Below are 22,246 nucleotides of genomic sequence, written 5' to 3'. Positions count from 1 at the left end.
ATTCACAACAAACAGGAGGTTTTTAGTAGATGATAAAAAGAGAGATAGAATCACTACTTAAGAGTTATCTCATGGAAACAGGAATGGAGTATGATTTCGTTGTAGAGATTCCGGAAGAAAAATTTGGAGATTTTTCGACTAACATAGCATTAATTGGAGCGAAATTCTTTAAAAAACCACCACGTGAAGTCGCCAAGTACTTTGTGGAGAAATTAACTGGACATCCTATGTTTGACGAAATTTCAATCGCAGGTCCTGGGTTTATAAACTTCAAAGTATCAAAAACTTTTTACAGGGATTTCTTGGACAACTTCCTAAGAAGTCCTGAAGGAATCTGGAGATTCAAGAACAAAGGAAAAATATTGTTGGAATATGGTAGTGCGAATCCAACAGGTCCTCTTACAGTTGGACATGGTAGGCAGGTAGTTATAGGTGATGTTCTGGGTAATATCCTAAGGTATATCGGTTTCGATGTAACTAAAGAGATGTACTTAAATGATGCCGGAAGGCAGATAAAACTCCTTTCAAAGTCAGTTTGGGCAAGGTACAATCAACTCCTTGGATACGAAGAACCAATACCCGAGGACGGTTACAAAGGCGATTATGTTATCGATATTGCAAGGCTCGTATTAAAGGATTGCGGTAATAGATTTTTCAGAACATGGGACAACGAAATTGAAGATATTTTCAGGGATTACGCACTGCGCGAAATCACGAAAATGTTTGATAAGACCTTGGAAATGTTAGACACCAAGTTTGATAACGTTTATAGTGAGAAGAGCCTGATAGATGATGGAACTGCAGATGAAGTGCTAAATATACTGAAAGAAAAAGATTTAACCTACGAACATGAGGGTGCACTTTGGCTTAGAGTGTCACGCTTTGTGAATGATAACGATAAAGTTTTGATAAAGAATGATGGCAGCTATACATATTTCCTAACCGATATTGCATACCACTACAAGAAGTTTAAGAGGGGCTATGACATCGCAATCGATATCTTTGGAAGTGATCACCATGGTCATCTTCCAAGAATGTACGCAGCGATGAAAGCTTTGGATGTACCGGAAGATTTTCTCGTTTTCTTACTTCACCAGTTTGTGACTTTGAAACGTGGTGAAGAGATTGTAAAAATGAGTACAAGAGCCGGAGAATTTGTAACACTTGATGAGCTGATAGAGGAAGTTGGCAAAGATGCTACAAGATATTTCTTTGCTATGGTAGATGTAAATACTCATTTAAATTTTGACTTGGAACTGGCAAAATCGAAAACGAATGAAAACCCCGTTTATTATGTACAATATGCTCATGCCAGAATTTCAAGTATCTTTGAAAATGCAAGACAAAAAGGTGTTCAATTTAATCTGTTAGAAAACATTGAATTACTCGAAAACGAGAGTGAAATGAAAATTATAAAACACATATCGTCTTTCGATGATATATTAGAAAGATGTAAAGAAAAACTTTCACCACACTATCTCACTGACTACCTCGAGACGCTTGCTTCCGCGTTTCACAAGTATTATGCTGAGTACAAGATAGTTGACACTGACAATCCAGAACTCACAAATGCAAGGTTAAATTTGGCTCTTGGTGTAAAGATCATACTTTCAGAAGGCTTAAAACTACTCGGAGTGAGTGCGCCCGAAAAAATGTAAGATAAGAATAGTAAAATATTAAAGCTAATTGAGAAGGTGCTTTATTATGGACGTTCAGCAGTTACTTTCGAAGTATATGTTGGAAATCTCAAAGGTGGAAGACGAAAAGACTCTCTATACTGCACTGAGTGAGATTATAAAACGCGTTTTAGACTTTCAGGTATTAAACATTCTGAGCTCTGGAAATGTAATTTATTTAGAACCTAATGGCGTATCGATAAGTGAGAACTATTACAGCGATTATATCAGTTGGGTTGAGGAAAGGTTACATCCAACGTTTTTACCATTTGAAGACCTGTATGTAGGTCTTGTTCCAATATTTAAAGGAAAGAAGAGCCTTGCTATAGCTGTACTTTTAACAACAAGTGAACCAACTCCAGAGATAATTGATTACCTCCAGTTAATTGCATATCTGTCGGGAATTACGTTGGAGAACCTTAGATTGTTCAAGATGGTGGATGATTCGAGAAAGTATTTTGAGACAGTGCTTAACGTTTCAAACGATGGCATTCTGGTATTTAAAGACACAGAAATCGAGTTTATGAATCTTAAAGCCAAACAAATTCTTGAGGAAAGTGGGTCTTTGCTCGAAAAAATTCGAGAAGAAGTTGAGCACGAGTCAGGTTTTTTCGAATTCGAAAAGGAGAGCACATTTTTCAGTATAGCTATTAAGAAGGTCGAATTTTTCGGTGAAGAACGTTTCTTGGTAAGTTTGAGAAACATAACGACTGAAAAGGAAATTCAAAAGTTAAAAGAAGTCGACAAAATAAAGACCAATTTTATAGCGAACATTTCACACGAATTGAGGACGCCTTTAGCTGCCATAAAGGCTTACACAGAAACGATGCTTAACATGCCAATGACATTGGAAGAAATCCAAGAATTCCTTACCATTATTCAAACTCAGTCTGAAAGGCTTGAAAATTTGTTGAACGATTTACTTGATTTTTCACAAATTGAATCTAACACTATGAAGATAGTAAAGGAGAACACGGACATATGCAAGATTGTTGAAAATGTTGTGAAGTCTGCAAAACAAATGGCAAGTGATTATAACGTTGACATCATGGTCGATTGCAAGAACGTGACTGTAAATTGTGACCCGGGGCGTATGGAACAAGTTCTTCTAAATTTAGTGACGAATGCTATCAAATTCTCAGACAAAAGCAAGGAAGAAAGATATGCGAAAATCGAGGCAATAGATGAAGATGATCAGATCAGATTAATGGTCTCAGACAACGGAATAGGAATTCCTGGTGATAAGCTGGACAAGATCTTCGACAAGTTTTACAGGGTCGATAATGATCTTACATATTCAATACCGGGAACAGGTCTTGGACTTGCGATTGTTAGAGAGATTGTTCAATTGCATAAAGGCACAATCCAGGTAGAATCTGAAGAAGGTAAGGGCAGTATCTTTACTGTAATTATACCAAAATAATAATCCAAGAGGGAATAATAATGATTAAAGAGCTACTAAACACAGTTACTGAGATACCTACACCTGACATAGTGGTACAACAGATAATCTCAACAGCTTCAAATCCAAATTCGAGTGCAAAAGACCTCGAAAAGGCTATATCTATGGATGTCGGGTTATCAACCAAAATATTGAGGTTAGTTAACTCCGCGTATTATGGTCTTCCACGCAAGATAACTAAGCTAAGTGAAGCGATTGTAATCGTAGGTTTCAAAACGGTCAGAAATCTTGCGTTAAGCGTCTTTACTTATTCGGCACTTCATTCGAAACATACCTTTATCGACCATGATAAATTATGGTCTCATTTCATGTTAACAGCAGTGTTTTCAGAGCATATTGCAAAAAGCATAGGTTTCATAAACAGAGAAGAAGTTTTCTTGGCTGGGATGATGCATGATATTGGGAAGTTGGTACTTGATTTGATGTTTCCCAAGTATACCTATGAAATTTCAAAAGTTGGTGAAAGATCTCAAGTACCGTTTTTTCTTTTGGAATACAAGGGAAATGTTGAAAATCACATGGAGATAGGTGGTGAACTCCTAAGATTGTGGAAATTCCCAGATGAATACATAAGTGTAGCGCAATACCACGAGAAACCATCATTGAACCCAGATTCTCGTTATATAGAGATGATATGTATAGTCCACTTAGCAAACGTTTATTCTAACATATTCCTACCTGGCTATTCACTGTCATACGGTGAACCGTACCTTGACCCGTTTGCTTTAAGTGTTTTGGGGTTGAAACCTTCTGCCTTGAAAGTAATATACAATGAACTTGATAGAGTGTTTGATAAATCTAAAGATATAATATACGGAGGTGTTGAAGATGAAGCAGGAATACAAGCTTAAAATGCTCGAATCAGAGTTGCGAAAAGTGATTTCTGAGGCGCTGATGGAAATGAAGGACGAATTCATAGAAAAATCAAGGTCTCTCATAACGATCTCAAGAGTAGAAGTATCAAAAGACAAAAGATATGCTGATATTTATGTTAGTGTCCTTGGTGACGAAAATAAAAGAAAAGAGATTTTGGAATACATTGAATCTAAGAAGGGGTATTTTAGAACTTTCGTAGCCAAGAATATAAGAATGTATGTAGCTCCCGAGTTGAGGTTTAAAGAAGATAAAGGCATTGAAGCAACTGTGAGAATAGGTCAGCTGCTTGATTCAATTAAAGAAAATAAAAAACTAGGCGATAACGAATAAGGGATATTCTAATAAACGGAGGGGTCCGTATGGAGGTTATAAAAGGTTTGGGAGTACCAAATGTTGACCAAGAATTTCAAAAGAAATCTCCAATGCCGAACACACATGTACAAACAACCGAAAATAACTCTAATCATCAAAGTGAGCAAATCGGTGTAGTCACTCCTCAATCTGAAAATATTGACTTGTTTAAGGAAAACCTTGAAAAATTAAAGAAAATTTTTAGAGGAGAAGCTGAATTCAAAATAGATAGAGATACAAACATGGTCGTCATAAAGATCAAAGATCCCGAAACGGGGGAAATTATTCGCCAGATTCCTCCAGAACTTGCAGTGAAACTCGCAAAGAATATACAGGAATTGTTGGGGGTTTTGATGGACGAAAGGGTGTGATTAAATGGACCTTTCAAGTATAGCAAATAACATCAATTATCGCTACCAGGGTTCGTCACGGCTGCAAATCGGCGGTGCGGTTAGTGGTCTGGATACACAATCTATCATTGAAAAGTTATTAGAAGTTGAGTCAATGCCCCTCCAGAGACTCAATGAAAAATATTTGCAATACACTTATTTACAAAAGGCCTATCAAAAGGTCTCAGATAAGATTAGAGATTTCTATACATACCTGTCAAACTTCTCGCTCCAGGCAACACTTATACCTAAAAGTGCCACAGCCTCAAATTCTATCCTCAGTGCGGTTGCCACGCCAACTGCTCAAGACGGTACATACAATGTCGAAGTATTGTCACTTGCTACAAACAGCATATTCTTAGGTGAGGACTTTGGAAAGACTATTACATCGGCAGATATGGTTGGTGACATAGATGCAAGATACGTTCCACAGAATTCAACTGTGAAAATAAAGATAGGTACGAATGAGACAACGATTAATGTTGCGACAACAGATACGATAAATGATGTCGTTGCCAATCTTCAAAACGCACTTTCAAGCCTCGGTGCGAACGCGACCGTTACCTTTACGGATGGTAAACTTAAAATAACATCTGATAAGGCGTTTCAGATTTCAAATACGTCTGGTAACTTCACTTTTGTTTTCAGATTAAACGACGCGGTTATGACTCAACAATCCGGAACATTCACCTTGGAAAGTAGCGGAAATGTCGGAGCGTACTCAACATATAAGACACTTTCTAATCTCGGAATTACTGGCGACAGAACTCTAACGATTAATGGAACAAATATAACTTTAAAAGATACAGATACGATTAGTAACATAGTTCAGAAAATAAATAGTTCAGTCTCTTCAGTACTCGCAACTTATGACGATAAAAACGGAAGGTTAGTCATAACAAGCAAAACAACAGGAGACAATATTATTGATGTGACAGGTGATAGCGATTTACTAACCATTCTAAGACTGGACACTGGTACCTTTACACTTGGAAGTGTTGCACAGGTAAACGTAACATTAAATGGATACACTGAACAATTGACCTCAAGAACTAACAGTCTGACATACAACGGGCTGACGCTTAATTTAACAGCAACTGGAGCAACAACAGTTACAGTTTCAACAGACAAGGATAAGATAGTCGAGCGTGTGAAAGAGTTCGTAAATAGGTGGAACGAGTTGACCGATTTTCTTTATACAAAACTCACTGAGAATAAAGTTAGAGGTAAAACAGAAGACCAGATGACTGAAGATGAGAAGATTCAAGGATTACTTAAGAGCGATTCGTTCATAAGAAGAACATTTGACAAATTCAGAAGCTTCTTAACAATGAACATTGATGGAAAAACTTTGAATACTCTTGGAATTGAATCTGGTGATACAGGAAAAGGTTTCACTAACACAATGAGAGGTAAAATTACCTTGAATGAAGACAAGCTGAAAAGTTTCATCGATGCCAACGGTGCGGAAGCGGTCTGGCAATTTTTTGGGAATACTGAGGGAACTAAAGGATTGGCGCTTCAAATAAAAGATTACAGCTGGACATTGACAAAATTCAACGGCGAAATAGACACAGTTGCTGGTTTGAACGGAAGGCTCGAGAGAGAGAAACGAATACTTTCCAAGCGTATGGCCACAATGCTTGAGTACTTGCAGAAAAAAGAGCAACAGCTCTGGGCAAAGTACTCAACGCTTGAAAGTGCACTGGCAAAATTGCAAGCACAAGGTGGATTCATGGCTCAGGCGTTTGCTCAAAAGAAGTGATAGAATTAATATTTATCTCTTTAGTTCTGAATAATATCGACAGCAATCTTTCAAAAAACAAATCTCGCATTTTGGTGATACAGGTTTACAAATATTCTTTCCAAACTCAACCATAGAACCATTTATTGGACCCCAAAGTTCGGGGTCCAATATTTTTGTTAATTGTTCTTCTGTATCTTCTGGTCTCTTTGTATTAACCCAACCCAATCTGTTGGAAATTCTGTGAACGTGTGTATCAACAGCAAGTGCAGGTCTTCCAAAACCAACATATAGGACGATATTCGCCGTTTTTCTACCAACACCGGGAAGACGCAGCAATTTTTCTAGCGTGTCAGGTACTACCCCATTATACTCTTCTAAGATTATCCTTGATACTTGAACTATTCTTTCTGCTTTCTCTTTATATAAACCAGCTGGTTTTATCAAATCGTAAAGTTGCGTTGGGTTCAAATTTGCTAAGATTTCTATATTGTTATACACTTCAAAAAGTTGTTTTGCAGCAACGTTTGTATTCTCGTCCCTGCTTCTTTGACTCAGTATAGTTGTTATTAGAACTTTGTATGGATCCGTTTCTGAATGAGGTCGTGGGAAATGTTCTATTATTAACTTCGACAACATATTGAAGTCTTTACAATTAAGACTTCTTCTTTTCATACTCTTCAATAAGCCTCCTTGCGTTTGCCTCATCGTTTTTCATCTGATCTATTAGCTCGCCGATGGAAGAAAATTTTATCTCTGGTCTCATAAATTCCAAGAATTCCACTCGAATTTCTTGCCCGTAGATGTCTGAGGAAAAATCTAATATGTATACCTCATATTTTAACTTCCTTGAATGCTCTATTGTAGGCCTGTAACCAACATTCATCAAGCCATACTTTTGAACAGGCAGATAGACTTTTACAAAGTAGACACCTGGCATCGGTTCAACAAGATAATGGTCTGGTCTTTTTATATTTGCAGTTGGAAATCCCAGCTTTCTTCCTATTTGCTTATCTCTATATACAGTTCCGTGTATTGAGTAATTTCTACCAAGAAATTTTCTGACCTCTGAAACCTGTCCGTTCTTTATGAGTTTTCTTATATAACTGCTGCTTACCCTTACACCATCCACAATTACGGGCGGTATAACCTCAAGTCTTATTCTCTTTTCATTGCAAAGTTTAGAAAGTAAAACAGTATCCCCAATTCCGCCTTTTCCAAATCGAAAATCATGACCAACAACTATACCATCTATGTTAGAGGAAATCCTTTCAAAAAATTCTTCTGGCTCAAAATTCTTTATATTTGGCAGTTCAAGTATTTCAACGTCACCATAAACGGAAAGCAGTTCAAATCGATCTTCAAGTGATGTAATTAACCCATCAAAATTTCCAGTGTAGTATTCCATTGGGTACACAATTGTGTATACACGAGCACCACAATCATTAAATTCGCATAGCTCCTTAAGCCTTGAAAGTATTTTTACATGTCCCTTATGAACACCATCAAAAACACCAATAGTTATGTACATCTATCAAACACTCCTCCTGATTTACTCCTTGTGTCTTCTTAGAAATATCTGACTAATTTCAGAAAACTTTAGAGGTCTGTGACTTTCTCCGATATCCATCTTTATGAAATATATCAAAGCTGCAAGCCTCAGAATGAATGCCAACATGAACATGATGTTGTAACCTGTTAAATTTCCAATAGTGACATCTCTAATTGCTTTCAAGGTAAAGCCACCAGCAAGTGAGGCTATCAGAGATGCAACGCCTGCGACAAAAGCATGCATGGATATGTATACCTCGCTCGGCTCATCTACTATTCTTAAAAGCAAAGTAAAATATGCGAGGTTTATAGCACTCCAAGCCATCGCGGCAACAGTCACATCAATCAAGAGCAAATACTTATAGTTGCTCGGAGTCATAATTGAATACAGAAACGGTATTCCGAGAGCAAGTGTAATACCGTACCTTATCATATTCTTTTCACCAATGTTGCTCGTTACCTTTCCATAGAAAGTGTAAAAGAACATAGCAAGGACTGAATTCACAACATTGAGTACACCAAGATATGAATAAGGAACCTTCAATTGAGAAACCTCGAAATAGCTAAAGAACGGGCCAGCAAATTGAATTGCAAAATTCCATATAAATACAAACAACAAGAAATTCCGAAACTTCTTGTTTCTCAAAGTTCCAAGTGGCATCAATAAACTATACTCTGCAACTTTTGTCTCTGGTATATCGTGTAAATATAAAAGGTATGCCGTTACTATAAATATCACAGATGAAACGGAATAGATCAGCAACAATGCAAGTTCTCTTTCAAAGTACTGAAGAATTAGAGAATACAAAACCCACGCAATTAGACCTGCAAAAGTTGCAATAGTATTCCTCATGCCGAAATACCTGTTCCTCTGCTCCTCAGGAACTATATTTTTCATTGCGGAGGTCCATAGACTACCAACTAAGCTGTTAAGTACACTGAAAAGAACAAAAGGAACCGCAACGATAATATCGTTCCTAATCCTTCCAATTATTGAGATAGGCAGAACGATAAATCCTGTTCGTGCAATTAGTGCAAGCCAAAATATAGCCTTTTGTTTTGACGGTATCAATTTGTATATCATGGGAGTTAGAAACTGTATCAATTGTGACGTTGCTGGTAAAACCGCTAAAACTGAAACAAGTAGCGGATCAAAGTCATAGTAAAGAGCAAGGGTTGAATATACAAACCCCTGTGTGGCGTTGAATGCAAGTGTGTAAAGGGCTCCTTCCAAAACAGAAAGTTTCATCGTCTTGTTGTACATTAGTTGATCTGCTCCTTAATCTTCAATATTCCTTTCATATATTTATATTATCACTGTAGATTAAGTTGTTAAGAGTCATTCATTTGGCATTTATGTTAAAAGTATTAAAAAAGGGCACTCATCAATTCTGCAGAGTGCCCCTATACGATCGCTGATTTTTATAATTCCAAAATAGTTATTTTAATCCGGTTCTTGCAATACCTCTTACGAAATACTTCTGTGTGAAAAGGAATATAACAACAACTGGCAGTATACTAAACGTTGCGGCAGCCATCAACATGTTGTAGAGAGTACCAACCTCTGAGCTAAATGCTTGAAGTCCAACAGTTAGTGTTCTGTATTTTGGACTATTAGTTACTATCAGAACCCACAAGAACGCATTCCAGCTTCCTACAAATTTCAACAATGCACTGGTTATGACAACAGGTTTACTTAAAGGAACAACTATTTGCCACAAAAATCTCCAGTGCGACGAGCCATCTATCTTTGCAGCATCAAAGAGTTCTGTTGGAATACTCATGAAATGCTGTCTCATCAGAAATATAGAAAATACGCTGACAACCCATGGAACGATAAGGGCGTAATACGTGTCAATCCATCCAAGCTTAGTTACTGTTATAAAATTCGGCACAAGCAAGACCTCTCCCGGTACCATCATTGTAGCTAAGAATATGCTGAAAAGAATCTTCTTCCCAGGGAAATTCATCCATGAAAATGCATAAGCAGCCATTGCTGAAATAATGACTTCGAGAATCGTCGTCACAACGGCAACGAATATTGTGTTTGCGTAATACCGTCCAAATGGCGCAGCATTCCAAGCATCAACGTAGTTCTGAAAGATGTTTTTGACAACTTCTGAAAACATGAAGGTCAGGCTAACAGTTTGAATATTGTCATCGACAAAATAAACAGGATGGACACCTTCCATGACTATCTCAACATTCTTTCCTTCTTTTACAAGAATATCTTTTACAAAAGCTGGCGCAGTTTTTATTTTCCATGCATATATAGTGCTCTCGTATATATTTCTCAGATTTTGCATCTCTTGAACGTTCAATGTAATGTCCTTGAATAGATTTTCAGAATTATCTATCTCTTCAGCAAAAGCATCAAGTTTAGATTTTGTTGACATGTACGACAAATTGAAGCCTACAACCTCTTCTATTCTTTTTGTTAGATTTTCAAACGATACTGATGCTTCTTTTTCTACATCTATTCCATTCTCAAGTGCTATATTAATAAGATTTCCTATCAATGTCTTTATACTTGTCAATTCGCTGGAACTCAGTTCATACTCTTTCAAAATCCTATCATCCAATCTCTTTGCAAACTCTTCAACGACACTATTCAGTGGAACGTTTCTAACTATCTCCTGCAACAATTTGTTGTCTTTCAAGTCTTCTGAACGCTTAATAAGTAGCTCAATTCGTTCTTTTTTCGTCATTGGTACTGCGATAATATCGCTGTCAACAACAAGAGACTGTATTTGTCCAAAGTAAGTAGCAACCTCTGTGTAGAATTTTATGTTTTGTAAATATGTGCCCAAACCACCTCTGAAAACGTTATTATAATTATCGCTTATCTCATTAAAACCATCGTAAACGAAGTTGTAATTATTAATGATACTCAGAATTTCGTGTATCTCTTTATCACTCAAAACAAGCTCAGTACCTGCTTTAAATTTCTCAAGTTTTGTTTTCAGCTCTTCGATATCTTTCTGTTTTGCTCTCAAGAAGTTCTCAAAATTGCCTCTTTCTTCATCATCTACTATTCTATCTATACCAAAAGTCATTATAGTATCTATCGTATCAAAGAGAGAATCTAGTGTCATAAGTAAGTTGTTTGTAAATTCAGACCTTTTGAAATATGGGTTAGCTCCACTCTTGTAATACAGAAACACACTTTCAAAAAACTCTTCTGGAGTACCATACTCGTTGCTAAATTCTTGAGGTAACTCGAGTTTTTGAATAAACTCGTCAAGCTTTTGCTTGTCTATACCATAGCTGTACTTCGCATTCTTCAATGGTATCCGAAGTGTTCCTCTATAAAACGGATCATCGTTTACGACAAGGTTCAAACCAGTGCTTTTTTTAGAAACGAATGTAAGCGCTTCTCTAAGACTCAATCCTTTGGCTGTCGAGACAGTACCTGTAGAGGGAACTACTTTTACAATCCTACTTGATAAAAATGATTTTGTAGTCCATCTTGGGGGCCAAGAATTTACTTCAGAAGGAAGCTTGAAAGAAGTTACAAGCATCCAGGCAAAAGGTGCTATCATGACAACAGTTCCAATAATTAACAACACATATATGAACAACTTTTTAAGCTCTCTCATACATTTTCCCCCTCAGCTGACATACTCTACAACTTTGTCGCCAACTTTGTACTGGATGAATGTGAAGACGAGAATTACTAAGAATAGTAGGTAAGCTGCAGCACTTGCTATACCCATCCTCTGTTGTCGGTAAAATAGATCAAAGACGTAGTAAACCATTGTCATACCGCTGTTTCCGTAAGGACCTGGAAGTCCATCGTAGAGTATGAATACTTCCTGGAAGACTTTGAAAGCACCTATCACAGATACTATGAGTAGGAAAAATGTTGTTGGAGAAAGTAGTGGCCATGTTATTTTGAAAAACTTCTGCATACTATTCGCACCATCCACTTCCGCTGCTTCATAGTAAAATGTGTCGATGTTCTGCAGGCCTGCTAAGAATATCATAGCGTTGTATCCAACACTCTTCCAAATTGAAACAATGCTCACAGTTGGTATGGTCCACTTTGCATCTTTCAACCACTTGACAGGTTGCAAACCCATTGAAGTCAATATATAGTTTAACAATCCAACATCATCGTTGTATATCCATTTCCAGATCAATCCAACAGCAACGCTTGATGTAACAAATGGTATGAAAAAAGATGTTCTGAAAAATGCTTTAAACCTTATATCATTGTTTAATAAAAGTGCTATTAACAACGCTAAAGTCAAGCCAATAGGAACGGTGAGGATAACGTAATACGTCGTGTTGAGAAGTGCTTTTGCAAAGAGATTTTTTTCAGAGGCATCGAGTAGGTAATCTATTAGACCATAAGACTGATTGTTTAGACTTGCTGACAATTGGAACTCAAAGACAAGGTATGAAATAATAAATATAATAGCACTAATCCACGCATGTTCTTTAATTAGACTGGTGAACGTAGATTTTTTCCAAAAATATACGATTGCTGCCGAGAACAATATGAACATCAAAATTGCCGCCAGTAACGAGAGGGATTGACGTAAAACAAGATAAATTAGAACAACAGCTATATAAGTTGCTATGAATAAAACATCTCTTCTCGTCCTGCTTCTTTTGATTACAAACTGGACAATGGCAAATACCAACATTGTCGTCAAGAATGCAATGGCAATATAGAGTAAGCTGTAGATTAATCCCTTGTAAAAGGAAAATTTTACAGGATAGTCAAATTTAAGAATCTCTTTGTAGTTCCCTAAGCCGTAGAAAAATGGGTTTTTCATGTTTCGAAAATCCCATTTAAAGAAACTTAGAACGAAGGAAAATCCAATTGGCCAGAATGTAAATACACTCAGCACCAGCAAAGCTGGCAGCAAGAACATGTAAGCAAGCAACCCTTCCTTAAACTTACGTATGTTCGTCTTTAACACGTTTCCACCCCCGTACACTATTTTGCCAATTTAAGATATTTGACATAGTTTTACAAGATATACGATGAAATATTCTCGTCTTTTACTATTTCTCCGAGTTTTTTTACAACAAATTCTCCATCGATGACTACTTTCTTTTCTTCCACTTCAGGTGCTTGGAACATGATGTCTTCTAAGAGCTTTTCAACAACGGTGTACAGTCTTCTTGCGCCTATGTTTTCAAGTCTTTCATTAAGTTGATATGCGATCTTCGCTATCTGTCGTATCGCGTCTTGAGTAAAATCAAGCTCGACACCCTCGGTGTACAACAGCGCTTTGTACTGTTTTACAAGAGCATTTTCAGGTTCAGTTAATATCCTTATAAAATCATCCTCTTTTAGAGGTTCAAGCTCAACTCTTATAGGAAATCTTCCTTGCAGTTCTGGGATGAGATCTGTCGGTTTTGTCATGTGGAACGCCCCGGCTCCGATGAAGAGTATATAATCGGTTCTCACTGGTCCATACCTTGTTGTCACTGTAGTTCCTTCAACTATTGGCAGTAAGTCTCTTTGCACACCTTGTCTTGAAACATCAGGTCCATGTGTTTGCCCCCCACCCGCTACTTTATCAAGCTCGTCAATAAATATGATTCCTCTCTCTTGTGCGAGCACCAACGCTTTTTGCACAACTTCATCCATATCTATAACCTTTTCTGACTCAATAGGTGCCAATACCCTCCGAGCTTCGGAGATTTTCATCCTCCTTCTTTTCTTCTGCTTTGGTAGAATATTTCCCAATACCTGAGAAAAATCTATCCCCATATCTTCCATATCGGGAATTCCCACAAATCCAACGCCTGGTGTAGACGCCTCAACATCTATTTCGATCTCCATGTCTTCCAATTCACCATTCTTGAGTTTTTCTCTTAATTCTGCTCTTCGCCTTCTAATGTCATGCTCATCAGGTTGCTCTGATTGCGGTTGAAAACCGAATATATTTGCAAATGGTACACTCTGTTTTTTACTTGGGACGAGTGCCTCAAGAATTCTCTCCTCCACGAGTTCTTTAATCTTCGGTTCTACTTCTTTTATCTTCTCTTGCTTAACCATATTGACCGCGATTTCAACAAGATCGCGTATCATGGATTCTACATTCTTTCCAACGTAGCCCACTTCTGTGAACTTTGTCGCTTCAACTTTCAAAAACGGAGAACCTGAGAGTTGTGCCAATCTTCTTGCTATCTCGGTCTTTCCAACACCTGTTGGACCTATTAACAGTATATTCTTAGGTATTACTTCTTTTCTCCATTCTTCTGGCAACCTCTGTCTTCTTATCCTATTACGAATTGCGATAGCGACAGCCTTTTTCGCTTCATTCTGCCCTATTATGTATTTGTTTAGCTCTTCTACTATCTGACGGGGTGTTAATGTATCGAAATCGTGCATTTTTCACACCTCCACTTTATTACTTTCATACTCTTATATCTTCCAGTCCAATACTCAGCTCTTCATTTGGCGTAACACACGTCATTGACCATTGTCCAGATATCATTTTTTCATATGCTTTCTTTACCGCTTCCAAATCTACTGCTTTTACATTTTCTATTATCTCATCTAACGTCTTAACTCTTAAGTCATTGGCTAAATATTGTGTGTAAAGCGAAATGAGAGATGATGTACTTTCTGTAAGTAACTCCAAATATCCAAGCAATCGTTTCTTTCCATAGTCAAAGAGCTTCTTAGTAATTTCCAAGTTTTTCAGCAAACCGAACAGCTCGCTAACAAGTGCATTTGAGTTTTCAATTGAAGTGGCCGCATAGATGAGGAAAACTCCCCATTCTTTTCCTTGTAAGTGAGAAGCGCTTATATCGTAAACCAGTCCTTTTCTTTCCCTTATCTGTTCAAAAAGGACAGAACTCATACCGCTTCCAAGCAGTGTTTTGAGAACCATAGCTCCGTAGATATTTTCTTCATCAGAAAGCGATATTCCGTTATGAGAAAAAAGAAAATGCATCTGTTGTGTCTCTTGAAATTTATCGTAAACAATTCCTGGCTTGAGCATAGAGTTTTGTTTTGTAGTTCGAATACCCTCTGAGAGATCTAGTTTTTTCTTAACGTATTCGAGATCTTTCTTGTCTATATGACCAGCTATCAAGACTTTAACGTTATAGGGTGCGTACATTTCGGAATGGAACTGTACGATATCATCTATCGTTATGCTTTTTATAGTTTTCTCATTGCCGATTACAGATTTTGAATGTGGACCGTCTATCAGTTCATCAAAGAATTTGTTAAACAACCTCTGCTCAGGAATTTCCATATCTGAATAGTACTCTTGGAGGATGATCTTCCTTTCTAGTTCCACGTTCCTTTCGATAAAGTAAGGCTCAAAAACTATTTCTCGTAAAATATCGAACGCTGTCTTGAAATACGATGATGGGACTTTGGCATAATAAACGGTGTCCTCTTTGTCGGTCCATGCATTTAAGCTTCCACCAACTTCCTCAATGGGAAATTTTATATCTTTCAGTGTTCTTTTTCTTGTTTTTCTAAAAACTGTGTGTTCAATGAAGTGAGAAATACCGAGTAAATGGTCCGGTTCATAAACCGGACCACTGCCAACAATGAAAGCTATTGTTGCAGAACGAACACCAGGGATTTCGTAATAATAAACGTTCTCCGCTATTTTTATCATAGATTGATCATTCAACCCTCCTTAGTTGAAAACGACCAGTCTCATCTATGCTTACAACTTCTACCTTGATTCTGTCGCCAACTTTGAACGCGTTCGGTTTCATATTACCAAGCTTGCTCGCATGAGTCAAACCTGTTTTACCCGGTGCGATTTCCACGAATATACCGTAGTTTTCAACGCGCGTTACTTTTCCATCGTATACATCACCAACATTCACATCTCTAAACATGTTTTTAATGTATTCGACGGCCTCATTGACTTTCTCTGCGTTAACACCACTAACTGTTACTTTTCCACTCTCGTCATCAAGAGCTATCTCTACATCAAACATCTTAATTATCGATTTTATAATCCTACCACCCGGTCCGATCAATTCTCCAGACCTTGAAGGGTCAATATAGAACCAACTAATTCTTGGGGCATATGGTGATAACTCCTTCCTTGGTTCAGATATTGTTTCGTAGAGTTTACCAAGGATGAACATCCTTGCTTCTTTTGCTTGGTAAAGTGCCGTTCTGAGAAGCTCTTCGCTAACCCCAGAGACTTTACAGTCCATTTGAAATGCTGTTATACCATCGTTTGTTCCCGCGACTTTAAAATCCATATCTCCCCAGTGGTCTTCAAGCCCGAGAATATCTGTAAGCACAACTGACTTATCACCTTCAAGTACCAACCCCATCGCAACTCCTGCAACATGTTTCTTCACGGGAACTCCTGCATCCATTAGTGCTAATGAAGCGGAACATACAGTTGCCATCGACGATGAACCGTTAGATTCAAGTATCTCAGATACAACCCTTATAACGTATGGGAATTCATCTTCTGACGGTATAATAGCTTTTACCGCCCGTTCAGCAAGATGACCATGTCCAATTTCTCTTCTGCTCGTGCCTCTAAGCGGTTTTACTTCACCTGTCGAGAATGGCGGGAAGTTATAGTGAAGTATGAACCTTTTCGTCCCTTCTTCAACGAGTGTGTCGATGATCTGTTCTTCTGCAGGAGAACCGAGCGTTACTATACCGAGACTCTGTGTTTCACCTCGTGTGAAAAGTGAAGAACCGTGGGTTCTTGGTAAAAGGCCGACTTCACATGTAATTGGTCTAATGTCTTTTGGTCCTCTCCCGTCTGCCCTCATTCCACGTTCAATAATTATCTTTCTCATGAGTTTCTTGGATAATTCATCATACTTTTCTTTCAATGGTATCTTATATTCTTCCTGCTCTTCTTCGCATATATTGTTATCCCCAAAGAATTTTTGAACTATACTTTCATAGTAGTCATCAGCCATCTCAGCTCGTTCCTGTTTTCCACGGATAAATATCCTCTTTTCAAGCTCGTTCATATCTACATATTCTGCGAATTTTTCAACGAGCTCAACGTTGTATTTGGGCTCTGGAAGAGGCATTTTCTCAATCTGGAACTCTTTCAAAATTTCCTCTTGGAACGCGACAATTTCCTTGATTGCTTCATGCGCAACCATTAGTGCTTTGAGCATCTCGTCCTCGCTTACCTCTTTTGCTTCACCTTCAACCATTGTGATAGCGTCTTTAGTTCCAGCAACGACGATATCTATCTTACTTCTTTCAAGTTGTTCGACTGTCGGAAAGACTATGAACTCACCATCGACATAACCAACTTGGACACCGGCGGCAATACCGTCAAATGGTATTTTTGAAATATTTAATGTAAGAGACGCGGCAGATATTCCAAGTACATCTGCTGGACAATCAGGATCAACCGATAGAACAGTTACAATAACTTGGACTTCGTTTCTTAGTCTCTTTGGAAAGAGTGGCCTAATAGGTCTATCTATAAGCCTTGAAGAAAGGATTCCGCTTTCTGAAGGCTTCCCTTCTCTTTTAACAAAACCTCCAGGTATCTTACCTGCTGCATAGAACTTCTCCATAAACTCAACGGTTAAAGGAACAAAGTCGATACCCTCAACAATATTGTCAGAAACATTCACGGTTGCCAAAACAACACTGTCACCAAACCTCGCCCAAATAGAACCAGCGGACTGCTTAGCAACTTTACCGTGTTGGAATGTCCATTCCTTACCAAAAAGCACCTTTTTCCATTCTTTCACACTCATATGTGCACCTCCATTTAATTCGCTCCTTATTTGCATCATATTATTTTACCACAAATCCTATACTTTTTGAATGATCAGAAAACTTTCTTTCCAAAAAATGTTAAATACATAAAAAGTTCCGGGGTCACCCCGGAACTTCGCTATTCTATATATTTACTAAGAAATTACTTAATCATGCCCTGGAATCCCATGAACGCTAAGGAAAGAAGAGAGGCTGTTATCATAGATATCGGCAGGTTAAGAAATGGTCTTGGCACATCGTACAAGTCAAGCTTTTCCCTTATACCAGCGAAAATCAACAGCGCTATCAGGAATCCAATGCCAGCACCAAGGGCGTTGAATACAGCTTCTAACAAGTTATACTTCGATAAGCTATTTACAATCGCAATTCCGAGTATTATACAGTTCGTTGTAATCAGAGGAAGATAAATACCGAGAGCTTCGTAGAGCGTTGGGTTATTCTTTTTCAAGAATGCCTCAACAAATTGTACGAAAGTCGCGATAACTAATATGAAGACTATTGTTCTCAAAAATTCTAAGTGAAGCCTTATTAGAAGCAAATCGAGTGACCAAGAAATTGCTGATGACATTACGAGAACAAAAATCACCGCAAAGCCCATACCGAGCGCAGTTGATGTTTTTCGTGACACACCTAAGAACGGACATATACCAAGGAATCTAACAAAAACATAATTGTTAACTAACATTGCGGACAATAATATAAGGAACAACTTCATTTCGATTCACCAGCCTTCTGTGCGGGTTGCGCTTTTTGTGCTTCCTGTTGTGCTTTTTTCTTTGCCCTTTCTTGGTTGTTTATAGATATTGCCGCAAAGAGAGCTGCAAGCAAACCGAGTGTGAGATACGCCCCAGGTGGAAGTATCATAACAAACATATTGAACGCCTTTCCCCATATTTCTACATCGAAAATTGTACCATTTCCGAGCAATTCTCTAATGCTTCCAAGCAATGTTAAACTCAATGTAAATCCAACCCCCATGCCAAGACCATCCAGTAATGAATCTACAACACCGTGCTTTGAAGCGTAAGCTTCCGCACGTCCCATTATTATACAGTTGACAACAATAAGCGGAATGAATAATCCAAGCGTTTTCCACAGCTCGTACGTAAATGCATGCATCAAGAGGTCTACTATCGTAACGAATGTAGCAATTACAGTTATAAATATCGGGATTCGTATCTTATCAGGAACTGTTTTCCGTATGGCTGATATAACAACATTTGACATCACGAGAACTACCGTCGCAGCAATTCCCATACCAAAACCATTCTTGGCGCTTGTAGTCGTAGCAAGCGTAGGACACATGCCGAGAACTTGAACATACGTTGGGTTATCTTTTATTATACCTTTCGTGAACTCTGAGAGCTTGGAGGCCATCACTGTTCACCTCCTAATTCTTTTTCTCTCAAGAATTTATACATTGTATTCAGAGAATTCACAACAGCCCTCGGTGTGATCGTCGCACCAGTCATGACATCTGACACTTTTACTACACCTTCAAGTTTTGCTTCATCAGGGTCTACAGATTGTTTACCTGCATCTTTATCCACCTTTAACCCAGCTTTCAGTCCCTCTTCTGGAATTGGGAAAAATCTTTTTTGGATGCTCTCTTCGGAGATCTTAGCACCAAGTCCTGGTGTCTCTTGCGAATAGTCAAGGACTTTTATCGAACTTAGTGATAGCTCGTTCCTATCATATTTGAATGCTGCCATTGTAACGACATTCCCACCATAACCAACAGCGTAACCACTGAGAATGTAATATTTCTGACCTGAAGTTTCGAATTCGTACACGGGAGAGATTACTGTACCTATATCATCTTGATATATTACCTTACCCATTTCGTTCCTCTTTTCAATCACAAGCTTTTTAATCTCTTCTGGACTTACTATTGGATTACCAGTTTCGTCTGTAAGTAAATACTCCATCGACTTTATAACATTAGCTAACTCAGCTTCAGCTATCCTTGTCTGCGTGTACTGGTAAACAAGCGCAAGAGCGATTCCAGCAATAAGTGTATAAATCATGAGAGTAATGCTAAGTTTCCACATTGCCTTCTTGCTTTCATTATTCTTGTTATTCATGCTTTTCCCCTCCCAAATATCTTTGGCTGGGTGTGCCTGTCAATTATCGGGACTAAACTGTTCATCAGCAGTATGGAGAGTGACACACCTTCAGGATAACCACCTAAGTATCTAATAAGCATCGTTAGTACTCCACAGCCAACACCAAATATGGCTTGCCCTTTCAAAGTCATTGGAGATGTTACCATGTCAGTTGCCATAAAGAGAGCACCAAGCATCAGACCACCAGCTAAGAGATGAAAAGTGGGTGAGCCGAACCTTTCCGGATTTATCGAATAGAAAATCGAGGCGACCAGCAAAACAGTGCCTATATATGTTGCTGGAACTATCACTTTTATCCTTCCTCTGAAAAGCAAATACAAAAAGCCAATAAATAGCAGTATTGCGCTTGTCTCACCAATACAACCGCCTATGTTTCCGAAAGCAAGATCTAAATAATTCGTGTTCTCCATAACCTTGCTAAATCCCTGAAGTTTAAGTATTGCGAGTGGTGTAGCAGTTGTCTGAGCATCAGTATACCATCCAGCAAACGAATTAATTGGTTTATACCATGTGGTCATTGCTGTTGGGAAAGAAACCAATAGGAACACCCTTGCGGCAAGCGCTGGATTGAATATATTTTGACCCAATCCTCCGAAAGCGTGTTTGACTATGGCAATAGCAAAGACAACTCCTATGACCAGTACCCACCAAGGAGTCGCGGCACTTACGTTTAGTGCGAGAAGCAAACCTGTTACTGCCGCGCTACCATTCGGAACAAAACTCTTATCTTTCCTCAATACTCTCATAATAAATAACTCAATTAATTCAGCGCTCACCATTCCTATGATGGAAAGAACCAAAGCGTAAAGCCCGAAAAAGTAAGTACCTGCTATAACGGCCGGGACCAAGGCTACTATCACGTCCAACATTATCTTGCTTGTTGAGTCTTTGGTTCTGACGTGAGGTGCTGAGCTCGTGGATAGTTTCATTTTTTACCACCTCTCAGTGTGCGATATACCTTCTTCGCCAATTTTATGGATTTAACGTGCTCTACGTTAGCTGGACAGATGTAAGTGCATGAGCCACACTCGATACAGTCGAGAAGACCTATAGCAGCGGCTTCGTCATATTTTTTCTTTCTTGCCATCAAATCCAAAAGGTATGGTTGCAAATTCATCGGACAGACATGAACACAATAGGAACATCTAATGCAATTAGTGCTCCTTCTTTCTTGCTCAAGTATAATGGTGATACCATTATTTCCTTTGAGAATCGGAGTATCAAAATTTGGAACAGGTATTCCCATCATGGGTCCACCCATCAATACCTTTATTTGTTCATAACCTTCGACTAAACCACCGCCAAGCTTTTCTATAATCCAAGATATTGGTGTACCTATCCTTACCCACCAATTACCTCTTTGCTTTACACCTTCACCGGTTAGTGTTAATCCTCTTTCTATCAGTGGCTTCCCGTCGATAACAGCTTCTTTTATGGCTATCATTGTACTAACGTTTTGCACAACAACCCCAACATCGGATGGTAGTCCCCCGCTTGGAACTTCCTTTCCCGTGATAGCTTTTATCAGTTGTTTTTCTGCACCCTGAGGATATTTTGTTTTGAGTGGTGCAACTTTTACCTTGCCATTCCATTCTCTTTCAAGTTTTTCAATGGCATCTTTCTTATTACTTTCAATTCCAATATAAACATCTTTTACCCCGAGTATCTTCTTTGTAATTTCTATACCTAAGAGTATATCCTCACTCATTTCAAGCATTACTCGATGGTCTATCGTGAGATACGGTTCACACTCTGCACCATTGATTATCAGAGTGTCCACGGGTTTCGGTGGATTCAACTTTACATGAGTTGGGAACATTGCACCACCCAAACCAACTATCCCCGCCTGTTTGATTCTTTCAACAAGCTCTTCCTTAGAAGCTTTGGCCCAATCCAACTTTGGTAACAGTTCCCATTCGTCTTCACCTGTTACCTCGATTGTAACAGCTTCGACAGCCATGCCGTGAACAGCGCTGTTAATTTTTGTAACACTAACAACGGTTCCAGTCACAGGCGAATGAACATAGGCTGATATAGGACCTTGTGGTTCACCGATAACTTGCCCGGTCCTGACTTGCTGCCCAGTTTGAACAACTGGCTTTGCAGGTGCACCTGCGTGCTGAGCCATCATGACTACAACCTTCTCCGGCAATGGGGCTTTCTGAATTTTTTCGTGCTCTGTTAATTTCCTCTCGGGTGGATGCACTCCTCCCTTAAACGTGAGCAACTTCACTTACCACACCTCCCAAAGAAAATGAAAAATTCAGCTCTATCGTCAAAGTGCTACTGTAACTATTATAAGCATAGTTACCTAATATATGAAGATTAAATTTGTCTAATTTTGTGTGAAAAA

General features: G+C 38.5%; 19 protein-coding genes. 6 read left to right on the top strand and 13 right to left on the bottom strand.

Annotated elements, in window-relative coordinates; translation table 11 throughout:
- Positions 1–29: 29 nt before the first annotated feature.
- Genes argS through fliD form a run of 6 tightly spaced genes read left to right on the top strand, consistent with a single transcriptional unit; the run spans position 30 to position 6,519 of the window.
- A complete protein-coding gene (argS, locus tag BUA11_RS02550) occupies positions 30–1,658 on the top strand; it encodes an arginine--tRNA ligase (protein WP_072758035.1) in 1,629 nt (542 codons plus the stop codon).
- 46 nt (positions 1,659–1,704) lie between these two features.
- Positions 1,705–3,099, top strand: coding sequence for a sensor histidine kinase (locus tag BUA11_RS02545; RefSeq protein ID WP_072758033.1), 1,395 nt, complete (start codon positions 1,705–1,707; stop codon positions 3,097–3,099).
- Between the two features lie 20 nt (positions 3,100–3,119).
- On the top strand, positions 3,120–3,989 hold the full coding sequence (locus BUA11_RS02540) for an HDOD domain-containing protein (protein WP_072758031.1): 870 nt from the start codon (positions 3,120–3,122) through the stop codon (positions 3,987–3,989).
- Positions 3,967–4,344, top strand: coding sequence for a 30S ribosome-binding factor RbfA (gene rbfA, locus BUA11_RS02535; RefSeq protein ID WP_072758029.1), 378 nt, complete (start codon positions 3,967–3,969; stop codon positions 4,342–4,344). The genes BUA11_RS02540 and rbfA overlap by 23 nt, the downstream gene beginning before the upstream one ends.
- Positions 4,345–4,373: 29 nt before the next feature.
- The gene (locus BUA11_RS02530) at positions 4,374–4,736 is read left to right on the top strand and encodes a flagellar protein FlaG (RefSeq protein ID WP_084634321.1); all 363 of its coding nucleotides are present in this window, start codon (positions 4,374–4,376) and stop codon (positions 4,734–4,736) included.
- A 4-nt stretch (positions 4,737–4,740) separates the two neighbouring features.
- Entirely contained in the window at positions 4,741–6,519 is a 1,779-nt protein-coding gene (gene fliD / locus BUA11_RS02525; protein ID WP_072758027.1) for a flagellar filament capping protein FliD, read from the top strand.
- 12 nt (positions 6,520–6,531) lie between these two features.
- On the opposite strand, the gene BUA11_RS02520 is transcribed toward fliD, so the two are convergent.
- From BUA11_RS02520 to rsxC, 13 genes are all read right to left on the bottom strand, one after another.
- A complete protein-coding gene (locus tag BUA11_RS02520; RefSeq protein WP_072758024.1) occupies positions 6,532–7,173 on the bottom strand; it encodes an endonuclease III domain-containing protein in 642 nt (213 codons plus the stop codon).
- A complete protein-coding gene (gene ribF, locus BUA11_RS02515) occupies positions 7,154–8,029 on the bottom strand; it encodes a riboflavin biosynthesis protein RibF (protein ID WP_072758022.1) in 876 nt (291 codons plus the stop codon). Before ribF ends, BUA11_RS02520 begins: the two co-directional genes overlap by 20 nt.
- 21 nt (positions 8,030–8,050) lie before the next feature.
- Positions 8,051–9,313 carry an MFS transporter gene (locus tag BUA11_RS02510; protein ID WP_072758020.1) on the bottom strand — a complete coding sequence of 421 codons (1,263 nt, stop codon included), beginning with the start codon at positions 9,311–9,313 and terminating at the stop codon, positions 8,051–8,053.
- Between the two features lie 175 nt (positions 9,314–9,488).
- Positions 9,489–11,648, bottom strand: coding sequence for a carbohydrate ABC transporter permease (locus tag BUA11_RS10325; protein ID WP_072758019.1), 2,160 nt, complete (start codon positions 11,646–11,648; stop codon positions 9,489–9,491).
- 12 nt (positions 11,649–11,660) lie between these two features.
- On the bottom strand, positions 11,661–12,932 hold the full coding sequence (locus tag BUA11_RS02500; protein WP_072758296.1) for a carbohydrate ABC transporter permease: 1,272 nt from the start codon (positions 12,930–12,932) through the stop codon (positions 11,661–11,663).
- 98 nt (positions 12,933–13,030) lie between these two features.
- Positions 13,031–14,404, bottom strand: coding sequence for an ATP-dependent protease ATPase subunit HslU (gene hslU / locus BUA11_RS02495; RefSeq protein ID WP_072758017.1), 1,374 nt, complete (start codon positions 14,402–14,404; stop codon positions 13,031–13,033).
- Positions 14,405–14,429: 25 nt separating this feature from the next.
- Entirely contained in the window at positions 14,430–15,653 is a 1,224-nt protein-coding gene (locus tag BUA11_RS02490) for a M16 family metallopeptidase (RefSeq protein WP_072758015.1), read from the bottom strand.
- 7 nt (positions 15,654–15,660) lie between these two features.
- Positions 15,661–17,745: a polyribonucleotide nucleotidyltransferase gene (locus tag BUA11_RS02485; RefSeq protein ID WP_072758013.1), complete on the bottom strand. Its 2,085-nt coding sequence runs from the start codon at positions 17,743–17,745 to the stop codon at positions 15,661–15,663.
- Between the two features lie 164 nt (positions 17,746–17,909).
- Positions 17,910–18,482: an electron transport complex protein RnfA gene (locus tag BUA11_RS02480; protein WP_072758011.1), complete on the bottom strand. Its 573-nt coding sequence runs from the start codon at positions 18,480–18,482 to the stop codon at positions 17,910–17,912.
- On the bottom strand, positions 18,479–19,144 hold the full coding sequence (rsxE, locus tag BUA11_RS02475; protein ID WP_072758009.1) for an electron transport complex subunit RsxE: 666 nt from the start codon (positions 19,142–19,144) through the stop codon (positions 18,479–18,481). The genes BUA11_RS02480 and rsxE overlap by 4 nt, the downstream gene beginning before the upstream one ends.
- The gene (locus BUA11_RS02470; protein WP_072758007.1) at positions 19,144–19,851 is read right to left on the bottom strand and encodes an RnfABCDGE type electron transport complex subunit G; all 708 of its coding nucleotides are present in this window, start codon (positions 19,849–19,851) and stop codon (positions 19,144–19,146) included. Before BUA11_RS02470 ends, rsxE begins: the two co-directional genes overlap by 1 nt.
- On the bottom strand, positions 19,848–20,822 hold the full coding sequence (locus BUA11_RS02465; RefSeq protein ID WP_072758005.1) for an RnfABCDGE type electron transport complex subunit D: 975 nt from the start codon (positions 20,820–20,822) through the stop codon (positions 19,848–19,850). The genes BUA11_RS02470 and BUA11_RS02465 overlap by 4 nt, the downstream gene beginning before the upstream one ends.
- Entirely contained in the window at positions 20,819–22,126 is a 1,308-nt protein-coding gene (rsxC, locus tag BUA11_RS02460; protein WP_072758003.1) for an electron transport complex subunit RsxC, read from the bottom strand. The genes BUA11_RS02465 and rsxC overlap by 4 nt, the downstream gene beginning before the upstream one ends.
- Positions 22,127–22,246: the final 120 nt, after the last annotated feature.

The sequence above is a fragment of the Fervidobacterium gondwanense DSM 13020 genome (genome assembly GCF_900143265.1).
Lineage (GTDB): Bacteria > Thermotogota > Thermotogae > Thermotogales > Fervidobacteriaceae > Fervidobacterium > Fervidobacterium gondwanense.
The sequence above is the reverse complement of the archived record's forward strand: the minus strand, read 5'-3'. Positions and strand labels throughout refer to the sequence as shown.